Origin of the sequence: Kribbella sp. NPDC050459 (genome assembly GCF_040655315.1) — a bacterium.
GTDB lineage: Bacteria > Actinomycetota > Actinomycetes > Propionibacteriales > Kribbellaceae > Kribbella.
Genome location: NZ_JBFAJQ010000001.1, coordinates 89889 through 115022 on the forward strand (window position 1 = coordinate 89889; position 25134 = coordinate 115022).

Here is a 25134-nt window from a genome sequence, read left to right on the forward strand (position 1 = left end):
GACGCGGGGTGCGCGGGTGCACCCTGGGCCTTCGCGCTCATTGGTTGTGCTCCTGCCTTGCGTGCTTGAGGTCCTGTACGTAGGCGTCCAGCCGGTCGAAGCTCTCGTTCCAGAACTGCTCGAAACCGCCGATCCACTCGTGGACCGGGCGCAGTCCGCGGGCGTCGAGTCCGTACAGGCGTTGTTTGCCTGCTTTGCGGTCCTGCACCAGCCCGACCTCCCTGAGTACCCGCAGGTGCTTGGATGCGCCGGGCTGGGTCATGCCTAGCTCTTGGGCCAGCTCGGTCACCGGGCGTTCGCCTGTCCGCAACAGCACCAGGATCTGCCGGCGCTGGGGCTCGGCGATCGCGTTGAAGACGTCGGACGTCGTGGCTGCTCGTGCCATGAACGCCATCATATGCCCATATGGGCATGCGTCAAGGGTGTGTCCGATGCCGGGCCGCGGTGGGCTCGGGCGGTGTGTGGTCATGGAGACGGATCGTGAGCCGAGCACGTGCATTGGCCGCATTGGCCGAGCAAGGCAGCGCACGTCAGCGGGTTGGCTAGCGGGATGGCTAGGCGGCCTGAGCTGTTGCTTGGCCGGCTGCTTGGCGTGCGGAGGTGGCCGGAGGCGGCGGCGGTGCTGGCGGCTGTACGAGGCGCGTCGCGCGGATGGCCCGGGACGTCGGCTCGGCGTGATCCGGTGGGCTTAGCGGGCTTAGCGGGCTTGGCGGGCTTGGCGGGCTTGGCGTGACGCGGTGGGGCTTGGTGGGGTCGGTGTGAACCGGCTGGGGTCGGCGCGACCCGGCATAGTGCGGTGGGGCTCGGCGTGACGTGGTGGGGCTCGACGCCACCTGGCCGTTACGCGGCGGGGATTGTGGGGTCGGTGTGAACCGGACGTGGGCGACGCGACCCGGCGTGGCGTGGCGGGGCTTGGTGGGGGCGGCGTGAAGCGGCTGGGACCGGCGTGAGGCGGCGGGTCGGTGCGGCTTGGGGCCGGGGGAGGGGGCTGCTGTCGCTCGGGAGTGGTCGGGGTTAGAGGGGGCGTTCTACGGCGGTGGTGGGGTTGAGGAAGAGGAGGACTGGCGGGGCTGTGTTGGGGAGGATTTGGGCGTAGGCCTGGAGTTGGGGGGCGTAGTAGGCGACTCTCGCGTCCAGGGCTGAGGCGGGGATGACGTCGGTTTTGTAGTCGACGATGGTGAGGCGGCCGTCGTCTTCGCGGTAGATGAGGTCGACGAAGCCTTCGAGGATGGTGCCGTCGGGTTGCTCGGTGCCGACGTACGACTCGCGCCAGTGGTCGCGGGCGGCGGCGCGTTGTACGACGTCGGATGCGAGGGCTGAGCGGACGAGGGCGGTGACCACGTCGGCGTACTCGAGGACGCCCTCGGCGAGGCATTGCGTTGACACGGCGGCTTCGAGGCCGGCGCCGGTGGAGAGGTCCACGACCTGGAGTACGGCGTGGACGGCGCGGCCGATTGCGGTGCCGTAGCGGCCCTTGGACCAGGGCGGGAGTTCGAGGTCGCGGGCTGCCTTCGCGGTGCCGGGGTCGACGGGTTCGTGGGCGGCGCCGGAAGCAGGATCCGTGAGGGTGAGCTCGGGGCCCGTGCCTTCCAGGCCGGAGGCTGAGCGGGCGGAGGGGCGGCGGCTGGCGGATTGGGCGGCGGTGGCTCGGGTTTCCCAATCGGTGCGGGAGATGGGCGGGGTGACGTCGGGGCCGGCGGTGGGCTCGCGGTCGGGGACCGGCGGGCTGGTGAAGACGGTGGCGTGGGGGGCGTCGGCGCCGCCGGCGGTGGCGAGGAGCTCGGCGTTGCTGGTGTGGCGGCGGTTGCCGGAGCGGTGCAGCGAGACGACCAGGTGGTCGCGGGCGCGCGTCGCGGCGACGTACAGGAGGCGGCGGCGTTCGTAGTCGTCCATCTGCTCGTCGACGGGCTGGACGAGGTCGAAGTCCTCGGTCTGGACGGAGGACTTCAGCTTGACGGCGTACCCGCCGGTGAGCGGCCAGAGGACCTGGACTCCGCGCTGGCGGTTCGGGGACGCGGTCATGCCGGAGAGGATGACGATCGGGAACTCGAGACCCTTCGCGGCGTGGATCGTCATCACCCGGACGGCGTCGGCGTCGGTCTCGGGCAGCACCGCCTCGGCGACACGGGACGTCTCCTCGCCTTGGTGGGCGGCCCAGGCGAGGTACGAGCGGAGGCCGCCGTGTTCGACCTCGGACCACGCGCGGGCCTGGTCGACGACGAACCGGATCCGGCGCCAGGCGTCGCGGGCGCGCGGGCCGATCGCGGCGACTTCGAGCATCCGGCGGTCGGCGACGATCTTTGCGAGGACCTCGCTGGGGGTCAGCCAGCGGGCGGCGTAGTACGTCCGGCGGAGCCACTCCATCGCCTCGGCGACCGGGTGGGTGAGGAGCTGGTCGGGGACCGGGGCGGTGAGGATGAATCGGCCGCCGTCGCGTTTCCAGGTGTACAGGTCGTCGTCGCCGCAGCCGAACAGCGGCGAGCGGAGCGTGGTGACGAGCGCGAGCTGGTCGCTCGGGTCGCCGAGCGCGCGGGCGCAGGCGAGCAGGTCGCGGACCTCGGCGGTCTGGTAGACGAGCGAGCTGGCTTCCGCGCGGTACGGGATGTCGGCGCGGTCGAGCGCGTCCTCCAGGAACGGGAGCGAGGTGCGGGCCGGGACGAGGACCGCGATGTCGCCGGCTTCCGCGGGGCGCCAGGTTTCCGTGCGCTCGTCGTACACCAGCCAGCCGTCGCGGAGCGCCTCTTCGATGACGGAGGCGACGTCGGTGGCTTCGCGTTCGCGCAGGACGGAGGCTTGTGCGCGGGGGAGGTCGTCGTGCGGTACGGCGCCGAGGATCGTCACGGCCGGCCCTGCCGCTGGATCCTCGGGTGCTTCCTCGACCGGTACGTCGACGGCGTCGTCGCGGCGGCGGAACGGGAGGACGGCGGCGAGGTCAGCCACCTCGTCGGGAGAAGGCTCGTCGAACAGCGTGGGCTCGTCGAAGATCGAGAGCTGGTCGCCCTGGACCGGGTCAGGTGACGGCGGGGCGGGCGCGTCGCGGTCGGGTCGGCTCCCCAGGCGCGACGGGCGTGCGTTGCCCGCAGACGACAGCGAGCCGTGGCTGGCAGCCGAGGTGGCACCGGGGCCGGCAGCCGAGGAGGTGACGGCGGGTCCCGCGGATGAGGACGAGCCGGCAGCCGACGTGGCGGTGGTCGGGTTGGCGCGGTGGGGGGAGAGGGATTGGTACGACGGCTGCGCCGACTCCTGCGGCTGGATCAACGTGCCGAACACGGTGTTGATCCACTGCAGGATCGCCGGCACCGTGCGGAAGTTCGTGGTGAGGGCGACCGTCTCGCCGAGCAACTCCTGGGCGGTGAGGTACGTTGCGATGTTGGCGCGCCGGAACCGGTAGATCGACTGTTTCGGGTCGCCGACCACGAACAGCCGCCCCTCGGGAACCTCGACGTCCTGCCAGTCCGGTGCATCGGCCTCCGCGCCGCCGGCGATCCGGACCGCGAGCTCGATCTGGATCGGGTCGGTGTCCTGGAACTCGTCCAGCAGCAATCGCTCGAACCGCTCCTGCAGAGCAGCACGCACGTCCGCGTCGCGGCGGAGCAGGTCACGCGCGAGCACCAGCAGGTCGTGGAACTCCAGCCGGCCCTCGGCCCGCCGCAGCTCCGCCGACTCCAGCACCCGCTCCGCGATCCAGTGCGAAAGGTGCCGAAGGCAAGCATCAAGGAGCAGCTCGACGAGGGAACCGGCGACCTCGACGACCTCGGTGCAGTCCGCGCGGACCTTCGCGATGTCCGGCCAGTTCTCCTTCCGGCCGATCCGGCCCACCTTGAGGCCGCGGAACGTCTGCAGCAGCGCGAGCCGCGTCTCCTGGTCGGACGCGGCGTCGAGCATCAGGCCGAGCTCCCGGATCTGCTGGACCTTCGGCAGCAGCCGGTCGTCGGCGTCGAGGCAGGAGTCGGCCGCGGCGCCGATCTGCGCCGCCGCGGCGACCAGGCCGCCGAGGTCGGGCATCGCGACCAGCTCGGGCGGGTCGACCAGGACCCGGTCCGCGATCAGGTCCCAGTCGTTGCCGAACAGGCGGGCGAGCGACCGAAGGTGCTTCAGCTCGACGCCGACGGCCATCGCGAGCAGCAGCGGCTCGGCGATCGAATCGTCGTCGAGAAGTTGCTGCTGCAGTTCGGCCCAGCGTTCCTCGAAGGCGACCGACGAGCCGACCTCGTCGAGGACGTCGATGAGGGGCGGCAGCCCGGCCTCGATCGGATGTGCGAGCAGGATCTGTTGCGCGAACGCGTGCAGCGTCCCGATCGACGCGGAGTCCAGATCGTCGAGCGCCGCATCGGCGAGCCGGCCGGCCGAACCCTTGCGCGCCCGCTCGAACTCGACCCGCAGCCGGTCCCGCACCTCCGCCCCGGCCTTCTCGGTGAAGGTCACGGCGGCGACGGTCCGCAGCGGTACGCCGTCGCGCAGCACCAGCGTGGCGACCCGGTCGACCAGTGCGTGCGTCTTCCCGGACCCGGCACCCGCCTCCACGAACAGCGTGGTGTCGGTGTCGGACCGGATCCGGTCGCGGGCGGCCCCGTCGAGCAACTGCTCGGTCATCGGCAGCCTCCTGGCCGGAGCGCCGGGCGGCGACGGCTACTCATCCGAGGCCACCTCCAGCGCGGTCGGGTCGATGAGCCGCACCAGGCGCTCGAGGACAGGGTCGTGACGTTTGCGGTCCCACCGGGCCCGGACCTCGCTGTGCCCCAGGCTGTCGGGATTGCAGTACGGGCACTGCACCCACAGGAAGTCGGGCACCTCGGGCGCCTTCGGCGGGAAGAACCCGGCCGCGATCGACGACACGATCACGTCGAGCGTGTCGACGTACCGCGCCTCGACCTCAGGGGTCAGCGGGACCGGGATCCGTTTGCCGCCGCGGCGGACGAACCAGTACGACGCCTCGACCGGCGTGGACGGCTCGCCCAGGCGCGCGCGGGCTGCGTACGCGTACACGGGCAGCTGGAGTTTGGTTCCGCCGGCGACGGGATCCGTTTCGATGCCCTCGTACCGCGAGAAGCCGCCGGTTTTCACGTCGGTGACGTAGATCGTGCCGTCCGCGCCGAGGTCGACCTTGTCCGCGGATCCGCGCAACAGCACCCGTCCGGACGGCACCGGGATCTCGACGGGCGGCTCGCCGTCGAACCCGAACGTCAACTCGCTGGCCACGACCGACGCGTTCCGCTCCGAACGCCAGCGGTCGTCGTCGGTGAGCAGCACCATCAGATCGCCGAGGATCCGCAGCCGCTCGCGCTGCCACAGCCGGGGGTGGCCGGTCAGGCCCTCGGCCTCGAACTGGTCCGCGAGATCCGCGCCGATCGCCAGCAGCAGGGCGCGTTGCTCCTCCGTCCAAGGCTCGCCGTACCCAGGCAGCGAACCGGCGAGCCGGGTGACGAACGCGTCGAGGCTGTTGTGGATCAGGTTGCCCACCTGGACGGGGGAGATGACGAGCAGATCCTCCGGAGCCTCCAACGGCTCCACCTGGAGCAGCCGCTCGACGAAGTACGCGTGCGGGCACGTCGCATACGACTCCAGGGAGGTCGGCGAGGCGATCCGGTCCTCGACCGCGAACTCGGGCAGACCTGACACGCCGGACAGGTCGCCGTCGAAGCGTGTGAACGCGCTGGAAGCACGCCCCCGCAGCAATTCCCGGGCCTGCACGAGCACCCGGTCCTGCACCCACAGCTTCGCCGCGGCGGCCCGAGTCTGCCACTCCTGCTCGGTCGCCGGCATCGTTGCCGTGGTCAACGAACCGGCGTACGACGCCGACGTCCGCAGCACCTCGCCGTACCGATCCCATTGCGTCGCCGGCAGACCGTGGTCACCGGTCAGCTCCCGCAGCGATCCGAGCAACCAGCGCGTCGGCAGCCGTCGCGACGACCGGCGCAGATCGCCGCGCGGGAACGACGCCACCACGCGCGCGCCCGCCGAGAACGCGACCAGCAGATGCCGCTGCTTCTCGTCCAGACGATCGCGGAACGACGCGAGCTCCGGCGCGGCGGCCTCGCGCACCCGGTGGGGGAGCAGTGCGTCCTCGTGGACCCGGCCCGGATACAGATCCTCGGACAGACCGACGACGTACACGATGTCGGCCGATAGCCCGACGCTCGCCGACAACGGCGCCACCAGCACGCCGGTGCCGAAGGAACCGACGCGGGGGAGTGACTGCTGCAGCTCCAGATCGAGGACGTCCCGCAGGACGGCGAGACTCGCCGGCGTCCCGAGCTCATCGAGTGTCGACAGACCCTTCAACGACCCCTCGACGGCGGCCGCGGCGTACTGCTCCTCGATCGGCAGCGACGAGTAGTCCCCGAGCAAGTCATGGAAGAGCTGCAGCACGCCCTCGGACAGCGAGGACCACGTTTCAAGCTCCGCCAGACTCCCGAGCCGTCGACGCAGGGTCGAAGCGAACCTGTGCAGGCGCTCGGCCATCGATGCGTTGTACTGCGCGCGCCGGATCGCGGCCGGCCGGGGATCCTCGGCGGCTTCCTCCTGGTCAGCGGTCCGCCGCTCGGACTCGGCATACCGCGCCAGGCGGGTGTCCCAGTCGTCGCCGCGCACCACTCCGGCCGCCCGCGACATCCGCTCCCACTGCGGCACCGGGATGCGCTCGCCGGCGAAGTCCCGCGTCGGCGCGTTCGCCAGCGCGCGGAACACGTCCGCGCGCGGCAGATCCTGGTCGACGAGTGCCAGCACTTCGAGCAGCGTGCGCGCGATCGCCCGCTCGTGCACCGGACGCGTCCCCGGTCCGTTGACCTCGATGCGCGCGGCGGCCAGGTGCTCGTGCAGAAGCCGTGCGTACGGCGAGGCCGCGGCGTACAGCACCGCGATGCGATGCGCCGGCGTGTGCTCCAGCGCCGCGACGACGTCACGCACCACGCAACGCACCTCGTCGTCGGCGTCGGACGCGTTCAGGATCTCGGTGGCGACCGGGTAGTTCTTCGAGATCGACGGCGGCAGGTCGATCCCGATCCGCTCGAGCGACCGCCGGACGGCGCGATCGGCCCGTCGTACGTCCGTCAAACCGACGATGACGGTGAGATCGGCCGCGGCGTCGCCGAGCGCGGCGACGAAAGCAGCCTGCGACTGGGTGAGCTCCTGGGGGAGATACAGCACGAGTGCCCCGAGCTCGCCGACGACCTCGGGCGACGCCGCGATGCGCGCCGCGGCGGCGCGCAGCAGGTCGGTCTCGTCGTACCAGTCGGCGGCCAACTCGGTGGTGACATAGCGATGCAGCCGAACCAGATCGGGGCCGAGCGCCGACGCGTGCGCGACGTTGTCGAGCGCGGGATCGGTGAGGTCGCGGAGCTCACGATGCGCGGATGCGAGCGCTTGAATGGTCGACGGGTGCTCGGCGACTTCCTCGAAGATCCCGGGCGCCTTCGCTAGCGCCGTCCGCCAGGTGGCGGCGACGATCGGACGGGTGGCCGGACGACGCGGCGTCAGCAGACCGGCCGCGATCTGCTCGGCCAGCCGCTCGAGGGTCGCCAGATACAGCCCGCCGATCGACGAGCGGGCGAGGTGGCGGCGGGCGACGACGCCGGCCAGATTGTTCGGCAGGAGCAGGGTGACAGGGGTCATCGGATCGTCGGCCTTCAGCCGCGCGACGACGGCGTGCAGGCGCTCCAGAGCGGCGGCGCCGTACGCCGTGCTCTCGATCCGGGTCGTGCTCACTCCAGCCCCCGATCCGTCCACTGTCACCGCACTGTCACCGCAGACCGTAAACCCTGCCACGGACAGAAAGATGAAGGGGCGCGAAACGCCAAGGTTTCTGCAGGGTCGGCGGCTGCCTCGCACAATGAAGAAGTGACCAGGGAGACGCGGTTCGCGCGGGTGTTGCTCGTGCTCGTTCTCGCGCCCTCCGGCGGGCTGTTCGGCAAGGCCGTCGCCGTGGCCGCGCAGGCCCGTCCATGGTGGCCGTGGCTGGTCGCCTCACTCGGCTGGCTGCTGTTGTCCGGCGCGATCTCGATGGCCGTGTCGCATCATGACGCCGAGCACAGATAATGCTCCGATGGCCGCCGCTGTGCATCACGTTGAGATCTGGGTCCCGGACCTGTCCCGGGCCGTCACGAGTTGGGGCTGGGTCCTCAACCGGCTGGGCTGGAAGGACGGTGACGGCTGGCCGGGCGGGATGACCTGGGCTGCCCCGGACGGCTGCTATGTCGTCGTCGAGCAGAGCCCGGCGATGTCGGCCGCCGAGCACGACCGGATGCGGCCCGGCATGAACCATCTGGCACTGAACGCGGGCAGCCGGGCCGAGGTCGACGGCATCGTCGCGGAGGCCGCCGAGCACGGCTGGACGCTGATGTTCGCCGACCGTCATCCGTACGCCGGCGGGCCGCAGCATTACGCCGCCTTCCTCCACAACACCGACGGCTACGAGCTCGAGATCGTCGCTCCTGATTAGCAGGTGAGACTACTGATACCTGGAGTGACCACTGGGGCCACTGGTGTGACATGGTTACACCAGGCAATCAACGGGGCAATCAGTACGGTCGCGGGGCAAGTGTGGAAGGACGATGCTCGTGACGGAGAAGCCTGACGGGGGAAGTGCGCCCGGTCCGGCCGCACCGGAGCTCCTGGAAGCGCGGATCCGCGGTTTGCAGCATGCGTTGGGGCAGTTGCTGGACAACGCCCGCCGCCTGACGTACGGCGAGCACCAGCGCGCCGTGAAGCTGCATCGTCAACTGCAGGAACAGACAGCGGCGGCCCGGCGGGAGTCGCGGTCGCTGGTCGACGCCAAGACGGCGGAGGCGCTGTCCGACGCGGAGCCCCGGGCCCGGCTGCTCGCGGACCGGCTCGCCCCCGGACTGGCATCGATCCCGCCGAACGACGCCCGCTGGCGTTCGCGACAGCTGATCGGCGCGGGCGTCCCGGCGTACGTGCGGGTCGGCGAACTGGAGTCCGGTACGCCGGTCGTCGCGCCGCTGCTGCGTACCAACGGCTGGAAGGTGACCGGCGACCGTCACGAGTCCGCACGCCGCCTGCTGCAGAGCATCGCGCTGCGGCTGGTCGCGGCATCGGAACCGTTCCGGCTGCGCATCGACGCGTTCGACCCGAAGCTGACCGGGATGATGGGTCTACTCGGACACCTGACCACAAAGTATCCGCAATTGGTGCCCAGGGCAACGCACACCGCGGAACAGCTGCACACGGTGCTGTCCGGCCTCGTCGACGTGTCGTCGCTGCGTGCCAGCCGGCAGGCGCAACTCGGGCACGAACGCTTCGAGGACCTGCTGAAGGAGACCGGTCAGGTGACCGACCCCTATCGGGTGGTCGTCCTGTTCGACTACCCGTTCGGCATCGACACACTCGCCCAGCGCGACCTGCTCCGGCTGGCCGCGACCGCCGGCCGGCGCGGCATCTGTTTCCTCGTCCACTACGACGCGTCGACGGCGGCCGAGCTCGACGTCGATTCGAAGCAGTTGCTCGATCTCCTCAATCCGGTTGCCGTCGTCAACGACCGGGTCGAGATCGCGCAGCTGCCGCCGGCCCGGCTGGATCCGCCGTTCGACGCGACCGTCGCCGCGGGGATCTGCGACGTGATCGCCGAGCAGGCCGAGATCGCCGTCCTGCCGACCATCGACTTCGACCGGACGCTGCCGGACCGCTCGACCTGGTGGCAGCCGGTCAAGGATGAGATCGGCACGGTGATCGGGTACGACGACCGCACGCCGGCGTTGGTGCGGCTGCGCAGCGGCAACCCGGCCCTGCCGCATGTGCTGGTCGGCGGCGCGGTCGGCCAAGGCAAGTCGAACCTGCTGCTCGTGCTCATCCACGGACTGGCCGCACGGTACTCGCCGTCCGACCTGGAGATGTACCTGCTGGACTTCAAGCACGGTGTCGAGTTCTCGGCGCTCGGCCCCGGCCCGGATCGGCCGCACTGGCTGCCGCAGATCAGGGTGCTCGGGGTGCACAGCGACCGCGCGTTCGGTCTCGCCGTACTGCGTCACCTGTCGGACGAGCTCGCCCGGCGCAGCGAGATCTTCAAGTCGCACGGGAACGTCGCCGACATCGCGGAGCTGCCCGCGGGCCCGGAGCGGCCGCCGCGGATCCTCGTCGTACTGGACGAGTTCCAGGTGCTGCTCGAGGACGACGACGAGCTGGCGGACGAGGCGGCGAAGTTGCTCGAGCGGCTGGTCCGGTTGGGGCGCGCGTACGGCGTTCACGTTGTGCTGGCGACGCAGACGATCGAGGGCGTCAAGCGGTTGTCGACGCGGCGGGACTCGATCTTCGGCCAGGTGCCGTACCGGATCGCGTTGAAGACGACGCCGGCCGACTCGCAGGCGATCCTGCGCAGTGGGAACACGGCGGCGGCGGAGCTGCAGTTCCGCGGCGAGGCTGTGCTGAACGCGAACTTCGGCTCGCCGGACGACAACCAGCATGTGCTGGTGAGCTTCGCGGACAAGGCCGTGCTGGACTCGCTGCGTCAGGAGCTGTGGACGCGGGCGGGTACGGCGGTGCACCCGCCGCGGGTGTTCCACCTGGCCGAGCCCGCGCGGCTGACGGACACGGCGACGGCGGTGAAGCCCGAGCTCGGCCGGCCGTGGACCGGGCTGCCGATCGCGGTGACCGAGGAGCCGGTCGCGGTCGAGGTGCAGCCCGAGCCCGGCGCCGGCGTACTCGTGCTGGGCGACGGGCCGGCGGACGCTCTCGGCGTGCTGACCGGGTTGGCGGTGTCGACGGCCGCCGGGGCAATGGAGCCGCCACGCTTCCTCTTCGTCGACGGTACGAACTCGGCGCCGTCTGTTGCCGAGGGCAAGGATGCGCTGGTGCAGGTGCTGCGGCAGCTCGGGTGCGAGGTCGAGACCGTCGACAAGCACGACGACATCGCGCCGCGGCTGTTCGCGCTGCGGGATGCGATGCGGAGCGGGGAGGCCGCGGGGACGTACCTGCTCGGGTTCGGGTTCCACGGCGTACCGCGAATGCAGGTGCATGCCGAGGGTTTCTTCGAGAGCCCGGCGAACGTGTTGCAGGACATCGTGCGGGACGGGCCGGCACAGGGGCTCATCACCTTCGGGTGGTGGAACCGGCTGCACGTCTGCACCGAGCAGCTCGGATACGGGCGCGCGAACGTGGCGACGCATCTGTTCCTGCGGCACCCGCAGGACGGCGTACGCGCGGTGGCGGGTCCGCTGGTGCGCTGGGCGTCCGAGCCGCACCGGGCGTTGCTGTGGGACGGGTTGCATCCGGAGGCGCAGGTCGTCGTACCGTACGCGGCGCTGCGGTCGGACGAGGTGGATCGCGCGGTGGAGCTGGTGCGGCGATGAAGACCGAAGAGCAGGAGTGGTCGGACTACACGCGTGCGCTGCGGACGGTCGCGATGGCGCGGGCCGACGCGCAGCAGGCGCAGGACCGGGTGACGGCGCACAAGTCGAAGGCGGAGGCGACCGCGGCGGCCGAGGCCGACGCGATGGCCGAGCGCGGGCGCAAGCTGCAGACGCGGCTCAACTCGCTCGCCGAGAAGGCCGCCGAAAGCCTGCAGCGCGCCGGGTTGCCGGCCGAAGGAACACGGGCGAACCACACGCTGCCCGAGATCCGTGCGCTCAACGACATCGAGAAGATCGCCGAGCGGATCACCGAACAGCTCGCCGAGAGCGTCGACCAGTTGGAGGAAGTGCGGACCAAGGCCCGGGCGCTCCAGGAGCGGCGCAAGCGGCGTACCATCAGCGCGGCCCTGGCGCTGGCCGGGTTCGTGCTGGTGTGGGTGCTGACCGGCTCGTTCCTGGCCGGGGTCGAGGCCGCGGCGATCGCCGCCGTCACGATGCTGGCCGCGTCGCGGGTGCTCGGGCTGCCCCGGCTGCCCGGCGCGCGCTGGTGGGGCTGGGGCGGTGCCGCCGCGGTGCTGGTGCTGATGGCGGCCGGGCTGCCCTGGTGGCTCGGGATCCTGGTGCCGGTCGTGGTGGCGGGTACGGCGATCGTGCTGCCGAAGAAGCGCAACTAGTTTGGGAGTGGGTTGAGGTGTCGGACGTACTACGGCTCAAGGAACAGCTGCACCAGGTCTCGATGGAGGCCAAGCAGGCGGCGGGCGGCCTGGCCGGGTTCAAGCTCAGGTTCACCCAGCACAGCCAACTGGTGGAGAGCCTGATCGCGGGTACGGCCACCGGCATCGACCGCGACATCACCGAGATCCTCGAAGCCGCGAGCAAGGCCGTGGAACAGGCCGCCGAGGCACTCGAGATCGCCTCGGCCGGCTGCAAGAACTACGCCGACCAGATCTGACACCCGAGTCACCACGGTGCCGTCCGAGCTGCAGCGGGTCGCCCGCGGCCTGGTCGACTGCTTCGACGAGATCCCGCGCGTCGTCGAACAGCTCACGCGTACGGCGGCTCGCTGCCGGGAGAACGCCCAGCTGGCACTGCTGGCGTCCCGCGGCCAGGCGACCGTCGCCGCCCAGCAACTCGACGCCGCGGCCCGCGCCTGCGAAGCCGCCGCCCATTTCCTGTCGATGGCCCCACCGAAGGCCCGCGGCTGGGCCGAAGGCCTCGTCGGCGACCGCGGCCCGTCCACGAACCGCCCGTCCTCGGACTCAGCCAAGCGCAACCGCGCCACCGGCGGCTCCGTCGACCTGAAGGCCAAGCGCCTCAGCGTTACCTACGAAGACGTCGAAGTCCCCGAGGACGACGAGCCCGCCGTCATCACCGTCGCCCGCAAAGCCTTCGAGAAGTACCGCAAGGCCCACGAGAAGGACGACGAGAACCGCGACGACCCGGAACCGTTGGAACTCGAGATCACCGTCACCGAAACCGGCGAACTCACCGTCGAAGAACGTGACAAGAGCGACGAGCAGAAGCGAGCCGAACGGCTCACCCGGGACTTCGAGTTCGGCGGCGAGCCCGACGACGAGGCTCCGGAGCCCGAAGCGCGCGGCGACAGAGAAGATCACCAGCGCGCGGACCGCCTGACTCGCGACTTCGAACTCGACCCTGACCTCACCGAAGCAGTCAAGGCCTTCCTCGAGACGATGGCGGAGGACCGGCACTGGGAGCACGCCACTTTCACCATCACCACCGACCTCATCGAGGCCACGTTCGACGACCCCGAAGAAGGTTCTCGCTCACCGATCGTCGTCGACATCGAACTCCCGGACCTCCCGACACTGGACGACCTGGACTTCGATCCGGCCTTCAACCCGCGGCCGCTCGACGTGAGCTTCTCGCCCGGCATCGTCGACCCTGAGAACGTCTTCACGCCGAAGGAGCGGGCGATCGCCGAGCGGCTCGCAGAAGAGGGGTGGCGCGTGGACGCGAGGCCGGCAGACCACACCAGGGACAAGGTGCGGAACCCCGACAGCATGGTACGAAAGGCCAGGGGCGCTGCAGGCGTCGTTGTCGAGTTCAAGACGCCGATCAGCGGGAAGCCGAACGCGATCAAGCGGAACATCCACGAGGCGAGCAATCAGGCGGGCGAGGGAAACGAGATCCTCATTGACGGCAGAGGGATCGATCTGTCGGAGGACGTCGCGTCGAGAGCGTTCCGGAGAGCGTGCGGTCAGCCCGGCGGACAAGTCGCTGATGTCGTTCATGTCATCGTCGGTGACGGACGTCTGATCACGTATACGAAGGAGAACTGATGTCCAACAGTGACACGATCTTCATGGCCGCCGAGCAGCCGTTGGTTGCGCTGGCCGGGTGGCTCGCGGACACCTTGCAGCTGGAGCGGCTGGACGATCCGGAGCTGCAGGCCGATCAGTATTTCTTCCGTGGACGTGCACGGACCGTTGACGGGCGGGTTCTGCTGCTCGTCGGGCCCAACATCTACGGTGAGTCCGACCCGGCGCCGGAGGACGTGTCGGCGATCGATCGGTACACCGGCGTGGTCGACGTGCGCATCTCGGGCTCGAGGAACGAGGAGGCGCAGACGAAGGAAGCGCGTGCGATCTTCGACGAACTCGCTGCGACGCAGCCTCGTGTCGCCCTCGTCCTCGCGGAGGCGATGTCCTGGATCGTGGCGGCGTACCTTCCCGGTGTCGGCCTCCACAGCTTCCCACCGCAAACCACCCTCGACGCCGATGACCTCGACGCCTGGCGTGGTTGGGTGCTCGGCTGAATCTCACGGGCTGTGAGAAATCTCGTGGGAATCGCGTCATGAACCGCTCGCGGGGCCGTCACTTCCTGTGAACCCATCCCCACAGGGCAGTGGAAGGGATTGACGTGAAGGGTTGGCTTGCGAGGGCGTTGGTGGGATCCGGCTCGATTCGGTGCCGGGTGTGTTGAAATGGCCGACGGTGCGGTCCGGGTGGAGCGTCGTCGGGTCAGGGTCTGGTTCGGGGATCATGTGGTCGCCGACTACCGGGCCGAGGCGGAGTTGGCCGAGCGGTACGCGGCGGCCATGTCGCGCAGGTTCGCCGGGTTGCGGGTGACGAGCGACCCGATTCCGGACCACGATCCAGGACCGGGGCGGAGGCTGCCGGGGGAGCGGCTGTGGGAGGTCGCGCCGACATGAGCTCCCGTCGCTTCCGGTTGATCCGTCATCAGGACGTCTCCGGTGTCAGCGGCACCGGACCCGTCGCCGAGGGGGTGCAGTTCACCGACGGCGCGGTCGCGCTGCGCTGGTACGGCGACTACCCGACCACGACGGTCTGGGACAGCATCGAGTCGGTGGTCGCGATCCACGGACACGGCGGTGCCACGGTGATCGAATGGCTCGACCCGGAGTTGGGTCCCGATCCCGACCTGAGGCTGCCGCCGCGCGAGTCGCTTCCGCCCCGGCCGTGGCCGGATCTGCACTCCACGACCGAGCGGCAGGACCCCGACCCGCTGCATTCCGACCGCGACCTCGGTCCGCACGGCGCGGCGCCGCCGGCCGGCTGGTCGACGTACCGCGTCTTCCGCTGAGATCCACCGGTGCCGGGTGACCCCTTCCGGCACCGGTCACCTCGGTACGGCGTACGCCCGGGCGAGCCGGCGTACGCCGTACCTGAGGATCAGCGGTACTCCTGCTCGTCCACCTTCTCGAGGTTGTAGAACGTGCCGGGCCCGTCGCAGAGCTCCATCATCCGCTCCGAGAACTCGGTGGTGTCGGCCCGCCGGGAGTTCTCCATCGCCGCTTCGTACGAGGCGAACTCGACGATCGCGAAGTAGCGCCCCGGCTCGTCCCGGTCGGCGCAGGTCATGCCGCGCGTCGGCGCCGCGCCGCCCGCGTCGGCTTCCCGCTTGGCGCGGAAGTCCTCCATCAGCGCCGCGATCTCGTCCGGCTTGGACGTGCGGTACTCGATGATCTGAACGAAACCAGCCATCTCTCCCCCTGCTGCCACAGACACTCACCCCTGGGTGTCCTGATGGTTCGACAGTGCGCCCGGATCGTGCGGCTGGCAAGGGGGCGACGATGACGGTGACCTGACGCGGGCGGCGGATCACCGACGGGAGTTTCTGCCCTCGGCAAAGGTGCTTGGGAATCGTTGCCGCCGCCTGATTGGCTGGCCCGCATGGAGATTCTGATCCTCGGTGGTACGGCGTGGCTCGGTCGGGAGATCGCGACGCAGGCGATCGCACGCGGGCACGCGGTGACGTGCTTGGCCCGCGGCGAGAGCGGCGCGGTCGCGGACGGCGCCACGCTGGTGGCCGCCGATCGCAGTCGTCCGGATGCGTACGACGGGGTGCCCGTGCGGGACTGGGACGCGGTGTTCGAGGTGTCGTGGGAGCCGGGGTTCGTGAAGGGGGCGCTGGCCGCGTTCGGCGCGCGGGCGAAGCACTGGACGTACGTGTCGTCGGTGAACGCGTACGAGAAGTACGACACGCCCGGCGCGGACGAGACCGCCGTACTGCGGGAGCCGGCCGCCGCGGACGCGGTGGACCGGGAGCTGTACGGCGAGGCGAAGGTCGCGTGTGAGCTCGCGTCGCGCGAGGTCGTCGGGGACCGGCTGGTGATCGCGCGGGCCGGGCTGATCGGCGGCCCCGGGGATCGCAGCGACCGCGCGGGGGCCTGGGTCGCGCGGGCGGCGCGGGCGCCCGAGGAGCCGTTGCTGGTGCCCGACACGCCCGAGCTGGCGACGTCGGTGATCGACGTAAGGGACCTTGCCGGATGGCTGCTGGACAACGCGACCGAGGGACGGACCGGAACGTTCGACGTTCGTGGGCCCTTGGTGCCGTTCGGTGAGTGGATCGAGCTGACCCGGGAGGTCGGCGGTCACACCGGGCCTGTGGTGCGCGCGCCGCGGGAGTGGCTGGTGGAGCAGAAGGTCGACCAGTACATGGGGCCTGACTCGCTGGCGATGTGGCTGGTCGAGCCGGGGTACGAGGGCTGGTCGTCGCGCAGCGGCGCGGCAGCGGCGGCGGCCGGGCTGACCCATCGGTCCCGCCGGGAGTTCCTGGCGGACGCCCTCGCCTGGGAACGCGAGCTCGGCCTGGACCGTGAGCGAAAGGCAGGCCTGAGCCCGGCCAGGGAGCAGGAGTTGATCGAGTCCCTCGAGGCGTAGAGAGTGGGCGCATGCGCCTCCTGCTCATCTCTGACACGCACTTGCCGGTGCGGGCGAAGAAGTTGCCGGCGCCGGTATGGGAGGCGGTCGACGGCGCCGACGTGGTCGTCCATGCGGGTGACTGGGTGAGTGTCGCGCTACTCGACGAGTTGGAGGCGCGCGCGAAGCGCCTGATCGGGTGCTGGGGCAACAACGACGGCCCGGAGCTGCGCGCGCGCCTGCCCGAGGTCGCGCGGGTGACTCTGGACGGCATGTCGGTGGCCGTGGTGCACGAGACCGGCCCGGCCAAGGGGCGCGAGGCTCGCTGCGAGGCGGCGTACCCGGGGGTGGATCTGCTCGTGTTCGGGCACAGCCACATCCCGTGGGACACGACTGGCCCGCGTGGGCTCCGGCTGCTCAACCCGGGGTCGCCGACCGACCGCAGGCGGCAGCCGTACTGCACCTACCAGACCGCGACGATCACCAGCGGACGCCTGGAACAGGTTGCCTTGCACAACCTTTAGGTTGCGTACCGCAACCAGAACGGCCGGGCAGACGTGGATGCCGCCGTACCACCGAGTTACGGCGCATCCACGACTGCCCGGCCGGGCTTCGCAGCCGGGGTCAGGCGTTCGCTGCTTCCTTGACCCGGGCCTTGAGACGATCACGGACCTCTTCGGGCGTGTACGCCTTGCGCTTGCGCTCTCCGCGGGCGATCACGACACCCGTCGCGGCGACGCCGACGAGCCCCGCAAGCCCTACCACCTTCCATACCTTCATGGCGACTAACCTAGCGATGTGACCAGCCGGATTTCACTGGATGACGCTACGGAACTGACACGAACAGGTGACATTTGGCTGTTCCGCGGCGACAGCGCGGCGGACCGAGCCATTCAGCTGACCACGAACAGCCCGGTCAACCATGTCGGGATGGCGATCGTCATCGAGGACCTGCCGCCGCTGATGTGGCACGCCGAGCTCGGCCGCTCGCTCCCGGACGTCTGGACCGGGAAGCACCACCGCGGGGTGCAGCTGCACGACCTGCGGGACGCCGTCGTGGTGTGGGGCCGCAAGTACGGCCAGCGCGCCTGGCTGCGGCAGCTCGACCATCCGGTCACCCGCGCGATGGAGGACGCCGTCCTGAAGACCGTCGCGCGGCTCGACGGTACGCCGTTTCCGTCGACGGCCCGGCTCGCGTCGCGGTGGGTGCGCGGCCGGGTGCCGGCGCTGCGGAAGGGATCGCGGGAGCTCGAGCTGGAGTCGGCGTACTGCGCCGAGGTGGTCGCGGTGACGTACGAGGCGATGGGACTGCTGCGCGGCCGGCGGCCGAACTGGTACGACCCCGGCCGGTTCTGGAGCGGTGACGAGCTGCAGCTCGCACAGGGCGCGAAGCTGGGCGCGGAGATCGCCGTCGACGTGCCGGATTCCTGAGCGGACGGAAACTGTCGGCGGGCTGTGATTGGGTTGTTCCAGTCGGTCAGCGAGCCGGAGGAGGCCCGGGATGTATGCGGTCATCGACACCGAGACGACCGGCCTGCTGCCGACCCATCGGCACCGGGTCATCGAGATCGCCGTGGTGCTGCTGGACGCGCGCGGGCAGGTCGAGCGTGAGTGGGTGACGTTGCTGAATCCGCAGCGCGACCTCGGCCCGCAGCACATCCACGGGATCCTCACCGCCGATGTGCTGGCGGCGCCGGAGTTCCGGGACGTCGCGCGACAGCTCGGGCAGTTGCTGGCCGGGCGGATGGTTGTCGGGCACAACGTCGAGTTCGACCTGGGTTTCCTGCGGGCGGAGTTCGCGCGGCTCGGCGTCGCGGTTCCGCTGATCACCGAGCGGTCGATGTGCACGATGGCGCTGGCGGGATATCTGCATCCGGGCGCCAAGCGGACGCTCGGAGCCTGTTGCGCGGCGGCCGGGATCTCGATCGAGGGCTGGCACTCGGCGCTGGCGGACACGCGCGCGACCGCCGAGCTGTTCGCTCAGTATTTGGGGGCGTTCGCGTCGCCGCCGCCGTGGCAGTGGGCCTACGAAGAGGTCCGGAGCCTGCCCTGGCCCGACCTGCCCGGGTCGGAGGTCGCGCCGACCGTCCGGCCCGTCCACGCCGGCGGGCGGCACGGCTGGATGAGCCGGCTCGTCGATCAGCTGCCGCGCGTCCCGGAGCCACCCCAGGCTGATTCGTATCTGGTGCTTCTGGACACGCTCATCGCCGATCGGGAGATCACGGCGGCGGACGCGGATCAGTTGGTGCAGGTGGCAACCGAGTTGGGCCTCACCCGTCCGCAGGTGGACCACCTGCATCGGTTCTACGTGTCCGCCCTGGCGGCCGCGTCGTGGGGGACCGGCGAGATCACGCCCGACCAGCGCAGCGATCTCGACAAGGTCGCGGTCATGCTAGGGCAGCGCGCGTCCGACGTCGACGACGCGCTGCTCCGGGCGAGCGCCGGGCGGTACGTCGTACCGGATCGTCCTGGGGCGCGGGGGTTTCCGCCCGGGAGCACCTTGGTGTTCACCGGGGACATGGTCGAGCCGCGCGAGGTGTGGTGGGACCGCGCGGTGGCGGCCGGGTTCGCGCCGCAGGAGGCGGTCCGCCCCGACACCACGTTCGTGGTCGCCGCCGACGTCGACAGCCTGTCCGTGAAGGCGCGTGCGGCCCGGGAGTTCAACGTCCCGATCATCTCCGCCGACGATTTCCGCCGGCTCCTCCCGGACGCCCCCCGGAAAGCGGGCTGAATCAGGGCCGCAGGTGCTCCGGGGTCAGCAGGGCGTGCAGGGTCAGGCCGGCTTCGGTGAGCGGCGCCGGGGTGCTGGGGTTGCGGTTGATGACGCACAGGGCGTCGGTGATGGTGGCTCCCAGAGCGCGGAGCTCGTGGGTGGACAGGACGATCTGCCCGCCGGTGGTGACGACGTCCTCGACGATGGTGACCCGGCGGCCCTCGGTCTCGGCGCCCTCGGCCAGGCGGCACGTGCCGTAGGACTTCGCGTGCTTGCGGACGAAGGCGCACGGCAGGCCGGTGTGCCGTCCGAGGGCGGTGACGACCGGGATACCGCCCATCTCCAGGCCGGCCAGCACCTCGGTGCCGTCCGGGATCAGCGGGACCATCGCCGCGGTCACCTCGTCCAGCAGCACCGGATCCGCCTCGAAGCGGTACTTGTCGAAGTACTCCGTCGTCGTCTGCCCGGACCGGAGCAAGAACTCCCCGGTCAGATGCGCGGTCGCGTGTACCCGACGTCCCAGCTCAGCAAGCTCCACGCCCCGCACCCTACCTGCGGCGCGCCGGTGCCCTTCCCGCGGCGTCACGCCGTACGCGCCGCGCAAACGCCGGTCTGAGAGCTACTCCTCGTCGGGGACGGTTTCGACCTCGAAGCGGAGCTGCTTGCCGGAGCGGATCCGTTCGATCGCGGCCAGGCAGGCGTCTTCGCTCATCTGGACGTTGATCTCGGCGAGCTTGTGGCGCAGCACCCGGGCCGCGTCGTCGGCGGAGCGGGCGCTCGACTCGTTGATCGCCTCGATCGTGGTCGCGGTGAGCCGCTCGCGGATATCCGGATGTGTCTTGTGGATCTCGTGCGTGATCCGGAACTCGGTCATCGCGCTCTCCCTGGTGCTCCGAGGCCGACTGTGGGGTACCAGCGTAGTGTCAGGCACACACGCGGCGGACGAAAGCCTCCAGGCGGGTCGCGAGGCGTTCCGCGCGAACGTCCGGCGTGGCGGTCTCGCCCTGCGGGACGTCGAGTTCCTTCAGGCCGCGGATGTACAGCGAGCAGGCCAGGTCGGCGCAGATGTACATGCCGACGGTGTTCCCCTCGCGCCCGGCCGAGCCTGCCCGCCGGGCCGCGAACAGCGCGACGTCGCTCACGTGGTGCGCGGTGTTGCACAGGTCGCACAGCCCTGCGAACCGGCGCGCCGCGCCCGACGCCTGCGTGCTCACCGCGATCCCGGTCACGCCGGCGTCCCGCCGTACGACGAGGTAGCCGCGGTTCGGCGCCTTGCCGTCGCGCCAGCCGAGGAAGTCCAGCGACTCCCAGGGCAGCTCGGCGAACTTGGGCGGCAGTGCCATCGCCTTGATCTGACTCTTGGACGAATTGACGAACGAGCGCCTGACGTCCTCGGCGCTGAGCGGTTCCACGACGGTCCTCCGATCTCCGACCACCTATGAGACAAGCTCGCCCGCGCGGCCGCAACCGGATAACTCTGTTGCTACGGGCAACGGTTGGCGCGGTGGCTCGAGTCCGTTCTGCGGTCAGGTCCGCGTCCACGACTCGGACACGCCGGTTGGGGGAGTGGACATCCGGGCCGGAAGGGTGAAACCTGTACTGTCTAAAGTTCAACTACTTTCCTGGAGGAATCCGCGATGTCCAGCGAGTACGCCGCTCTCAGCGGTGACTACACCCTCGATGCCTCGCACACCCGGATCGGCTTCAGTGCCCGGCACGCGATGGTGACCAAGGTACGGGGAGCGTTCGACGAGTTCGAGGGCTCGTTCCACATCGACGGCGAGAACCCGGCGAACTCGTCCGGCCGGGTGACGATCCAGGCGAAGAGCATCAACACCCGCAACAGCCAGCGCGACGAGCACCTGCGCAGCAACGACTTCCTGGCGATGGACGAGAACCCGGAGATCACCTTCGTGTCGACGGCGATCGCGCCGGCCGGCGACGCCGAGTTCGTGGTGACCGGCGACCTGACGATCCGCGGCGTGACCAAGTCCGTCGACGTCACCTTCGAGTACACCGGTACGGCGACCGACCCGTTCGGCAACCAGCGGCTCGGCCTCGAGGGCTCGGTCGTGATCAACCGCAAGGACTTCGGCGTCAGCTGGAACGCGGCGCTCGAGGGCGGCGGCGTCCTGGTCAGCGAGAAGGTCACGCTGGAGCTCGAGGTCTCGGCGATCAAGAACGCCTGACCGCACACACCCGACGGGGACTTTGGACAAGCTGCTGCCTGTCCAAGGTCCCCGTTTCGTGTCCAGGGTCAGGCGTGGCGGGTGGTTTGCTGGAGCAGGGACTCGACTGCTCGGCGGAGTTCGGTGTCGTGGTGGGGGCCGGACCAGACCACGATGCGGCCCTTGTCGCCGAGCTTGGTGGTGATCAGGTCGCGGGCGGGAGTCGGGTCGCCCTGGTTGACGAGGACGACCAGGCGCCGGCCGTCGCGCTGCAGGCGGTCCAGCAGCGGCGGGAGGGTGGAGCCGCGGAACAGGCCGGGGTCGCTCTTGACCTTGGTCTCGATCATTACGCCGCGGCCGCGGACCACCAGCAGGAAGTCGGCGCGGTCCCGGGTGAACTCGCGATCGTGGTAGATCCGCGCCTTCGGCCAGAGGCGTTGCAGGGCCGCGTCGACGTCGGCGTCGTACTGCGCGGCGAGCCGGCTCACCCGCGAGCTGGTACCGCGTGGGCGCAGCGAATCCGGCGTACGGCGGCGTCCGAGGAACGGCAGCCAGCGTCCAATACTCGTGTCGATCATCGGCGGACCCCTCGACCTAGCCGGCACTTACGGCGAAGTCTTCCCGGGCCGGTGCGGTGGAACCCAGGGGGCACGCGATCGTGATCCCACTGGCATAAAGCCGTGGGTTTCAGCAGGCGTTCGGCGTGGTGGTGCCGCCGTCGACGACCCAGCGGCCCTGCTGGTTGAGGACGCGCATCTGGTCGAGCCAGCGGGTCGGGGTGGTGTTCGGGAGGACGCCGCGGCCGCGGACGTTCACGGTGCGCGCGGCGGAGGTGTCGTAGCAGGCGCTGACGATGACGCCGTTCGACGCCAGGGTGCGCTTCGCCCAGAGCACCTTGGTGGTGCCGGTGTTGCGCAGTTTGCGGCTGCGGAAGTATTTCGCCTGCGCGCTGATCGCCTGGAACATCGTCGGCGTCATCACCGGCTCCAGCTGCTTGGTCCTCGCGCCGCCGCTGCGCATCATCACGTCGAGCGCGACGCGGTACCCGTAGTAGGCGTTCAGCACCGGGTCGTCGGAGCTCACCGCCTCGTCGACGGTCGTGGTCCGGGTCGCCTTCCGGGCCGCGGGCGCGGCCGCGGCGACGCCGGCGTCGGTGCCGCAGCCGGCGAGGAGCAAGACCGGGATCAGCGTGGCGGTCACTGCCAGGTTCTGCATGCGCATGGGGTCCGGATACCTCCTGTTGGACGCGCCGTCGGCAGCACAGCGAGCCGTGCGGACTGTTCGGCACTGACCGTGTAACGTCGGGACACGCATCGTGGTCACTGTGACCTGGATCACATCGACCCCCTACCCGGGTACTGGTCCCGGGTCGGTTCCGCGGCGGGAGGTGCCGACCGCTCGGAATTCCTAGCCTCGATCTCAGGACTTGAGACCGAGGAGATGACGATATGACCGACGTACTGACCCGCCCGTCGACCGCCGAACCCCGCAGGATCCAGCGCTTCGTTCGTTCGCTGCGGTACGGCGCGTTGCGCGCGCCTGTCGGCGTGTTGGCGATGGCGGACGCGATCGTGGGCGAGGAGGAGACCGCGGCACGTCGCCTCGGGATGCGGTCCGCCGGCAATGCGCGCACCTTCGGGTACGGACTGCTCACCGCTGTGCTCGGGCTGGCGAGCTGGTTCGTGATGGCGCTGGCAGTGCTCGCAGTGGTGCGCGGACCCTTCTGGGGATTCGTCGAACACGGTCCGGTCGAGCCAGGCACCTGGGGTGGACCGACGCGAGCCGGCGCGTGGGCGGCGCACGGCCTGATCGCCGTGCCGTGCCTCGCCGTCTTCCTGGCGGTGCTGCGGGGGATCGCGGCGCTGCAGACGCTCCTGGTCGAGGGATCGCGCAGGTGGGTGCTCCCGGCAACTATCGTGGTGGCTGCGGGCAGTCTGGCCTTCTTCTGGTCCTGGCTGCAGCAACTGTGAGTAGGGTCCAACCGTGCAGATTCCGAACGGGTGGCCGCGTCGCGGCTGGGCGTGGGTCGCCGGCCTGGGCGTCGCGGCGCTGCTTGTGCTGACCGTGATGGACCTGGGGCAGCACTACCACGTACCGCTCGGGGCTGTGTTCGCCCTGGCGATCGCACGCGCGCTGGCGCTCGGCCTGGCTTGGCTGCGGCCGCGGCCGGCCGTGGTGGTTTCACTCTTCACTACGGCCGTCACCGCAGCGCTGACGACGCCGGTCGCCTCGAGCGAACCCTGGCCGTGGGGTACGACGGCGGCGTTCGGGCACTCGTTCGTTCTCGCGATCGCGGGTGCGCGTGGACTCGGCCGGCGGGAGCTGGTCGGCTGGTGGGCGGCGACTCAGGCCGTGGGCATCGTCGCGATCGAGCTGGCGCCGGACCGCGGCAGCTGGAGCAGCTTGATCACCATGGCCGTGCTGTCGGCAGCTGCTGTGGTCGTCGGCGACCTCCTGCGGTCCCGCACCGAGACGAACCGCCGGCTGGTCGAGCAGGAGACGATCAGCAAGGCGGAGCGTGCCGAGCGCGAGCGGCTGCAGGAGCGGGCCAGGATCGCCCGCGAGCTGCATGACGTCGTGGCTCACCACTTGTCCGTGGTGGTGGTCCGGGCGGACAGTGCGCCGCACCGGTTGCCCGACGTACCGGACGCCGTCCGTGCGGAGTTCACGGGCATCGCCGATGAGGCACGCACTTCCCTGACAGAGATGCGGCGGGTGCTTCGGCTGCTGCGCGAACCTGTCCAGCAAGCAGGGGAGCTCGGCCCGCAGCCAGGGCTGGACCAGCTGGCCGAGCTTGTGGAGAGCACCCGGCGCGCCGGCGCCGACGTGCAACTGGTGGGAGAGGTGCCGAGCGGCTTCGATCCAGCTGTCGAGCTGACGGCGTACCGCGTTGTGCAGGAAGGCCTCAGCAACGCAGTGCGGCACGCGCTACACGCTGCCGTGCAAGTGGCGGTACGGCGTCGTACCGGCGAGCTGGAGGTGACGGTGCAGAACGAGAAGCCGCCGCGGCCTGTCGTACCGGCGCCGGGGAGTGGGCATGGGCTGACTGGTATGCGTGAGCGGGTGGCTCTTCTCGACGGGACGGTGAGCGCCGGCCCGACCCCAGAAGGCGGTTATCTGGTGCATGCGTTGATCCCCGTCGGAGAGGAGGTGGCCAGTGGCGATCACGGTCATGGTCGTTGACGACCAGGAGATGGTGCGGGCTGGATTCGGTGCGCTGCTGAACTCACAGCCGGACATCGAGGTGGTGGGACAGGCCGGCGACGGCGCGCAGGCGGTCGAGTTGGCCGCCGAGCTGAAGCCGGACGTGATCCTGATGGACGTCCGGATGCCCGTCCTGGACGGACTCGCCGCCACGCAGCGCATTCTCGCCGGTTCGGCACCGGGTGAGCCGCCGCGGGTCGTGATGCTGACGACGTTCGACCTGGACGACTACGTGTACGCCGCCCTCCGCGCCGGCGCGAGCGGCTTCCTGCTGAAGCACTCCACGCCGGACGAGCTGGCCGCCGCGGTACGCGTCGTCGCGGCCGGTGACGCGCTGCTGGCGCCCTCCGTGACCCGTCGGCTGGTGGAGGACTTCGCTCGCGCGCAACCCGTCGTACCGGCGACACCGGCCCGGCTGACGCCGCGGGAGGCCGACGTACTGCGGCTGGTCGCGCGGGGACTGTCCAACCGGCAGATCGCCGGCGAACTGGTGCTGGCCGAGCAGACCGTGAAGACGCACGTCAGCAACATCCTCACCAAGCTGGACCTCCGTGACCGCGCACAGGCCGTCGTCTACGCGTACGAGTCGGGCGTTGTGACCCCGGGACCGAGACACTGAACAG

The 25134-nt window shown here is 70.3% G+C and carries 27 protein-coding genes; 17 read left to right on the top strand and 10 right to left on the bottom strand.

Annotated elements, in window-relative coordinates; all coding sequences use genetic code 11:
• Positions 1–37: 37 nt before the first annotated feature.
• The 3 genes from AB0I12_RS00410 to AB0I12_RS00420 form a co-directional block, all read right to left on the bottom strand.
• On the bottom strand, positions 38–385 hold the full coding sequence (locus tag AB0I12_RS00410) for a metalloregulator ArsR/SmtB family transcription factor (RefSeq protein ID WP_359922414.1): 348 nt from the start codon (positions 383–385) through the stop codon (positions 38–40).
• A 629-nt stretch (positions 386–1014) separates the two neighbouring features.
• Complete coding sequence (locus AB0I12_RS00415) at positions 1015–4593, bottom strand: UvrD-helicase domain-containing protein (RefSeq protein ID WP_359922417.1); 3579 nt, start codon at positions 4591–4593, stop codon at positions 1015–1017.
• A gap of 36 nt (positions 4594–4629) precedes the next feature.
• Positions 4630–7704 (bottom strand): PD-(D/E)XK nuclease family protein, encoded by a 3075-nt coding sequence (locus tag AB0I12_RS00420; protein WP_359922420.1) that lies wholly within the window; start codon positions 7702–7704, stop codon positions 4630–4632.
• A 132-nt stretch (positions 7705–7836) separates the two neighbouring features.
• Between AB0I12_RS00420 and AB0I12_RS00425 the strand changes: the two genes are divergently transcribed.
• The 9 genes from AB0I12_RS00425 to AB0I12_RS00465 all read left to right on the top strand — a co-directional run bounded on the left by AB0I12_RS00425 (position 7837) and on the right by AB0I12_RS00465 (position 14867).
• Positions 7837–8034: a hypothetical protein gene (locus AB0I12_RS00425; protein WP_359922423.1), complete on the top strand. Its 198-nt coding sequence runs from the start codon at positions 7837–7839 to the stop codon at positions 8032–8034.
• Between the two features lie 7 nt (positions 8035–8041).
• On the top strand, positions 8042–8437 hold the full coding sequence (locus AB0I12_RS00430) for a VOC family protein (protein ID WP_359922425.1): 396 nt from the start codon (positions 8042–8044) through the stop codon (positions 8435–8437).
• A 118-nt stretch (positions 8438–8555) separates the two neighbouring features.
• Positions 8556–11300, top strand: coding sequence for an FtsK/SpoIIIE domain-containing protein (locus tag AB0I12_RS00435; RefSeq protein WP_359922428.1), 2745 nt, complete (start codon positions 8556–8558; stop codon positions 11298–11300).
• On the top strand, positions 11297–11974 hold the full coding sequence (locus AB0I12_RS00440) for a hypothetical protein (protein ID WP_359922431.1): 678 nt from the start codon (positions 11297–11299) through the stop codon (positions 11972–11974). The genes AB0I12_RS00435 and AB0I12_RS00440 overlap by 4 nt, the downstream gene beginning before the upstream one ends.
• A 17-nt stretch (positions 11975–11991) precedes the next feature.
• Complete coding sequence (locus AB0I12_RS00445; RefSeq protein WP_130388988.1) at positions 11992–12252, top strand: hypothetical protein; 261 nt, start codon at positions 11992–11994, stop codon at positions 12250–12252.
• Between the two features lie 226 nt (positions 12253–12478).
• Positions 12479–13603: a hypothetical protein gene (locus AB0I12_RS00450; protein WP_359922435.1), complete on the top strand. Its 1125-nt coding sequence runs from the start codon at positions 12479–12481 to the stop codon at positions 13601–13603.
• On the top strand, positions 13603–14079 hold the full coding sequence (locus AB0I12_RS00455; protein WP_359922438.1) for a hypothetical protein: 477 nt from the start codon (positions 13603–13605) through the stop codon (positions 14077–14079). Before AB0I12_RS00450 ends, AB0I12_RS00455 begins: the two co-directional genes overlap by 1 nt.
• A 168-nt stretch (positions 14080–14247) precedes the next feature.
• Entirely contained in the window at positions 14248–14475 is a 228-nt protein-coding gene (locus tag AB0I12_RS00460) for a hypothetical protein (RefSeq protein WP_359922441.1), read from the top strand.
• The gene (locus tag AB0I12_RS00465) at positions 14472–14867 is read left to right on the top strand and encodes a hypothetical protein (protein WP_359922443.1); all 396 of its coding nucleotides are present in this window, start codon (positions 14472–14474) and stop codon (positions 14865–14867) included. The genes AB0I12_RS00460 and AB0I12_RS00465 overlap by 4 nt, the downstream gene beginning before the upstream one ends.
• Positions 14868–14956: 89 nt before the next feature.
• On the opposite strand, the gene AB0I12_RS00470 is transcribed toward AB0I12_RS00465, so the two are convergent.
• Positions 14957–15268 (bottom strand): hypothetical protein, encoded by a 312-nt coding sequence (locus AB0I12_RS00470; protein WP_359922446.1) that lies wholly within the window; start codon positions 15266–15268, stop codon positions 14957–14959.
• A gap of 189 nt (positions 15269–15457) precedes the next feature.
• Between AB0I12_RS00470 and AB0I12_RS00475 the strand changes: the two genes are divergently transcribed.
• Together AB0I12_RS00475 and AB0I12_RS00480 are read left to right on the top strand one after the other, a co-directional pair.
• Positions 15458–16447, top strand: coding sequence for an oxidoreductase (locus AB0I12_RS00475; protein WP_359922449.1), 990 nt, complete (start codon positions 15458–15460; stop codon positions 16445–16447).
• An 11-nt stretch (positions 16448–16458) separates the two neighbouring features.
• Positions 16459–16950: a metallophosphoesterase gene (locus AB0I12_RS00480; RefSeq protein ID WP_359922452.1), complete on the top strand. Its 492-nt coding sequence runs from the start codon at positions 16459–16461 to the stop codon at positions 16948–16950.
• A 100-nt stretch (positions 16951–17050) separates the two neighbouring features.
• Here AB0I12_RS00480 and AB0I12_RS00485 read toward each other — a convergent pair whose 3' ends face one another.
• Positions 17051–17206: a hypothetical protein gene (locus AB0I12_RS00485; RefSeq protein ID WP_355485930.1), complete on the bottom strand. Its 156-nt coding sequence runs from the start codon at positions 17204–17206 to the stop codon at positions 17051–17053.
• Positions 17207–17356: 150 nt separating this feature from the next.
• Here AB0I12_RS00485 and AB0I12_RS00490 point away from each other — a divergent pair, with 150 nt between their 5' ends.
• Positions 17357–17857, top strand: coding sequence for a hypothetical protein (locus AB0I12_RS00490; protein WP_355698324.1), 501 nt, complete (start codon positions 17357–17359; stop codon positions 17855–17857).
• A 70-nt stretch (positions 17858–17927) separates the two neighbouring features.
• Entirely contained in the window at positions 17928–19157 is a 1230-nt protein-coding gene (locus AB0I12_RS00495; RefSeq protein ID WP_359922456.1) for an exonuclease domain-containing protein, read from the top strand.
• A gap of 1 nt (position 19158) precedes the next feature.
• On the opposite strand, the gene AB0I12_RS00500 is transcribed toward AB0I12_RS00495, so the two are convergent.
• The 3 genes from AB0I12_RS00500 to AB0I12_RS00510 all read right to left on the bottom strand — a co-directional run bounded on the left by AB0I12_RS00500 (position 19159) and on the right by AB0I12_RS00510 (position 20551).
• On the bottom strand, positions 19159–19677 hold the full coding sequence (locus AB0I12_RS00500; protein WP_359922459.1) for a phosphoribosyltransferase family protein: 519 nt from the start codon (positions 19675–19677) through the stop codon (positions 19159–19161).
• An 81-nt stretch (positions 19678–19758) separates the two neighbouring features.
• Positions 19759–20013 carry a hypothetical protein gene (locus AB0I12_RS00505; RefSeq protein ID WP_355698312.1) on the bottom strand — a complete coding sequence of 85 codons (255 nt, stop codon included), beginning with the start codon at positions 20011–20013 and terminating at the stop codon, positions 19759–19761.
• Positions 20014–20062: 49 nt separating this feature from the next.
• Entirely contained in the window at positions 20063–20551 is a 489-nt protein-coding gene (locus tag AB0I12_RS00510; RefSeq protein WP_359922462.1) for an FBP domain-containing protein, read from the bottom strand.
• A 225-nt stretch (positions 20552–20776) separates the two neighbouring features.
• On the opposite strand from AB0I12_RS00510, the gene AB0I12_RS00515 reads away from it, so the two are divergent.
• Positions 20777–21328: a YceI family protein gene (locus tag AB0I12_RS00515; protein WP_355485921.1), complete on the top strand. Its 552-nt coding sequence runs from the start codon at positions 20777–20779 to the stop codon at positions 21326–21328.
• A 68-nt stretch (positions 21329–21396) separates the two neighbouring features.
• On the opposite strand, the gene AB0I12_RS00520 is transcribed toward AB0I12_RS00515, so the two are convergent.
• A complete protein-coding gene (locus AB0I12_RS00520; protein ID WP_359922465.1) occupies positions 21397–21885 on the bottom strand; it encodes a hypothetical protein in 489 nt (162 codons plus the stop codon).
• Between the two features lie 109 nt (positions 21886–21994).
• Complete coding sequence (locus AB0I12_RS00525) at positions 21995–22528, bottom strand: hypothetical protein (protein WP_359922467.1); 534 nt, start codon at positions 22526–22528, stop codon at positions 21995–21997.
• A gap of 227 nt (positions 22529–22755) precedes the next feature.
• Here AB0I12_RS00525 and AB0I12_RS00530 point away from each other — a divergent pair, with 227 nt between their 5' ends.
• From AB0I12_RS00530 to AB0I12_RS00540, 3 genes are read left to right on the top strand one after another with little or no spacing between them, the layout of a single operon-like run.
• On the top strand, positions 22756–23277 hold the full coding sequence (locus tag AB0I12_RS00530; RefSeq protein ID WP_359922470.1) for a hypothetical protein: 522 nt from the start codon (positions 22756–22758) through the stop codon (positions 23275–23277).
• A 13-nt stretch (positions 23278–23290) separates the two neighbouring features.
• Positions 23291–24490, top strand: a complete 1200-nt coding sequence (locus AB0I12_RS00535; protein ID WP_359922472.1) for a histidine kinase — start codon at positions 23291–23293, stop codon at positions 24488–24490.
• On the top strand, positions 24465–25130 hold the full coding sequence (locus tag AB0I12_RS00540; protein WP_359922475.1) for a response regulator transcription factor: 666 nt from the start codon (positions 24465–24467) through the stop codon (positions 25128–25130). Before AB0I12_RS00535 ends, AB0I12_RS00540 begins: the two co-directional genes overlap by 26 nt.
• The last annotated feature ends 4 nt before the right edge of the window (positions 25131–25134 follow it).

Bases quoted from the DNA above. Each gene is read 5' to 3' on its own strand.
- AB0I12_RS00410 (WP_359922414.1), bottom strand. From the start codon at position 385: ATGGCACGAGCAGCCACGACGTCCGACGTCTTCAACGCGATCGCCGAG.
- AB0I12_RS00415 (WP_359922417.1), bottom strand. From the start codon at position 4,593: ATGACCGAGCAGTTGCTCGACGGGGCCGCCCGCGACCGGATCCGGTCC.
- AB0I12_RS00430 (WP_359922425.1), top strand. From the start codon at position 8,042: ATGGCCGCCGCTGTGCATCACGTTGAGATCTGGGTCCCGGACCTGTCC.
- AB0I12_RS00440 (WP_359922431.1), top strand. From the start codon at position 11,297: ATGAAGACCGAAGAGCAGGAGTGGTCGGACTACACGCGTGCGCTGCGG.
- AB0I12_RS00450 (WP_359922435.1), top strand. From the start codon at position 12,479: ATGGCCCCACCGAAGGCCCGCGGCTGGGCCGAAGGCCTCGTCGGCGAC.
- AB0I12_RS00455 (WP_359922438.1), top strand. From the start codon at position 13,603: ATGTCCAACAGTGACACGATCTTCATGGCCGCCGAGCAGCCGTTGGTT.
- AB0I12_RS00460 (WP_359922441.1), top strand. From the start codon at position 14,248: ATGGCCGACGGTGCGGTCCGGGTGGAGCGTCGTCGGGTCAGGGTCTGG.
- AB0I12_RS00465 (WP_359922443.1), top strand. From the start codon at position 14,472: ATGAGCTCCCGTCGCTTCCGGTTGATCCGTCATCAGGACGTCTCCGGT.
- AB0I12_RS00470 (WP_359922446.1), bottom strand. From the start codon at position 15,268: ATGGCTGGTTTCGTTCAGATCATCGAGTACCGCACGTCCAAGCCGGAC.
- AB0I12_RS00475 (WP_359922449.1), top strand. From the start codon at position 15,458: ATGGAGATTCTGATCCTCGGTGGTACGGCGTGGCTCGGTCGGGAGATC.
- AB0I12_RS00480 (WP_359922452.1), top strand. From the start codon at position 16,459: ATGCGCCTCCTGCTCATCTCTGACACGCACTTGCCGGTGCGGGCGAAG.
- AB0I12_RS00485 (WP_355485930.1), bottom strand. From the start codon at position 17,206: ATGAAGGTATGGAAGGTGGTAGGGCTTGCGGGGCTCGTCGGCGTCGCC.
- AB0I12_RS00490 (WP_355698324.1), top strand. From the start codon at position 17,357: ATGGCGATCGTCATCGAGGACCTGCCGCCGCTGATGTGGCACGCCGAG.
- AB0I12_RS00495 (WP_359922456.1), top strand. From the start codon at position 17,928: ATGTATGCGGTCATCGACACCGAGACGACCGGCCTGCTGCCGACCCAT.
- AB0I12_RS00505 (WP_355698312.1), bottom strand. From the start codon at position 20,013: ATGACCGAGTTCCGGATCACGCACGAGATCCACAAGACACATCCGGAT.
- AB0I12_RS00515 (WP_355485921.1), top strand. From the start codon at position 20,777: ATGTCCAGCGAGTACGCCGCTCTCAGCGGTGACTACACCCTCGATGCC.
- AB0I12_RS00520 (WP_359922465.1), bottom strand. From the start codon at position 21,885: ATGATCGACACGAGTATTGGACGCTGGCTGCCGTTCCTCGGACGCCGC.
- AB0I12_RS00525 (WP_359922467.1), bottom strand. From the start codon at position 22,528: ATGCGCATGCAGAACCTGGCAGTGACCGCCACGCTGATCCCGGTCTTG.
- AB0I12_RS00530 (WP_359922470.1), top strand. From the start codon at position 22,756: ATGACCGACGTACTGACCCGCCCGTCGACCGCCGAACCCCGCAGGATC.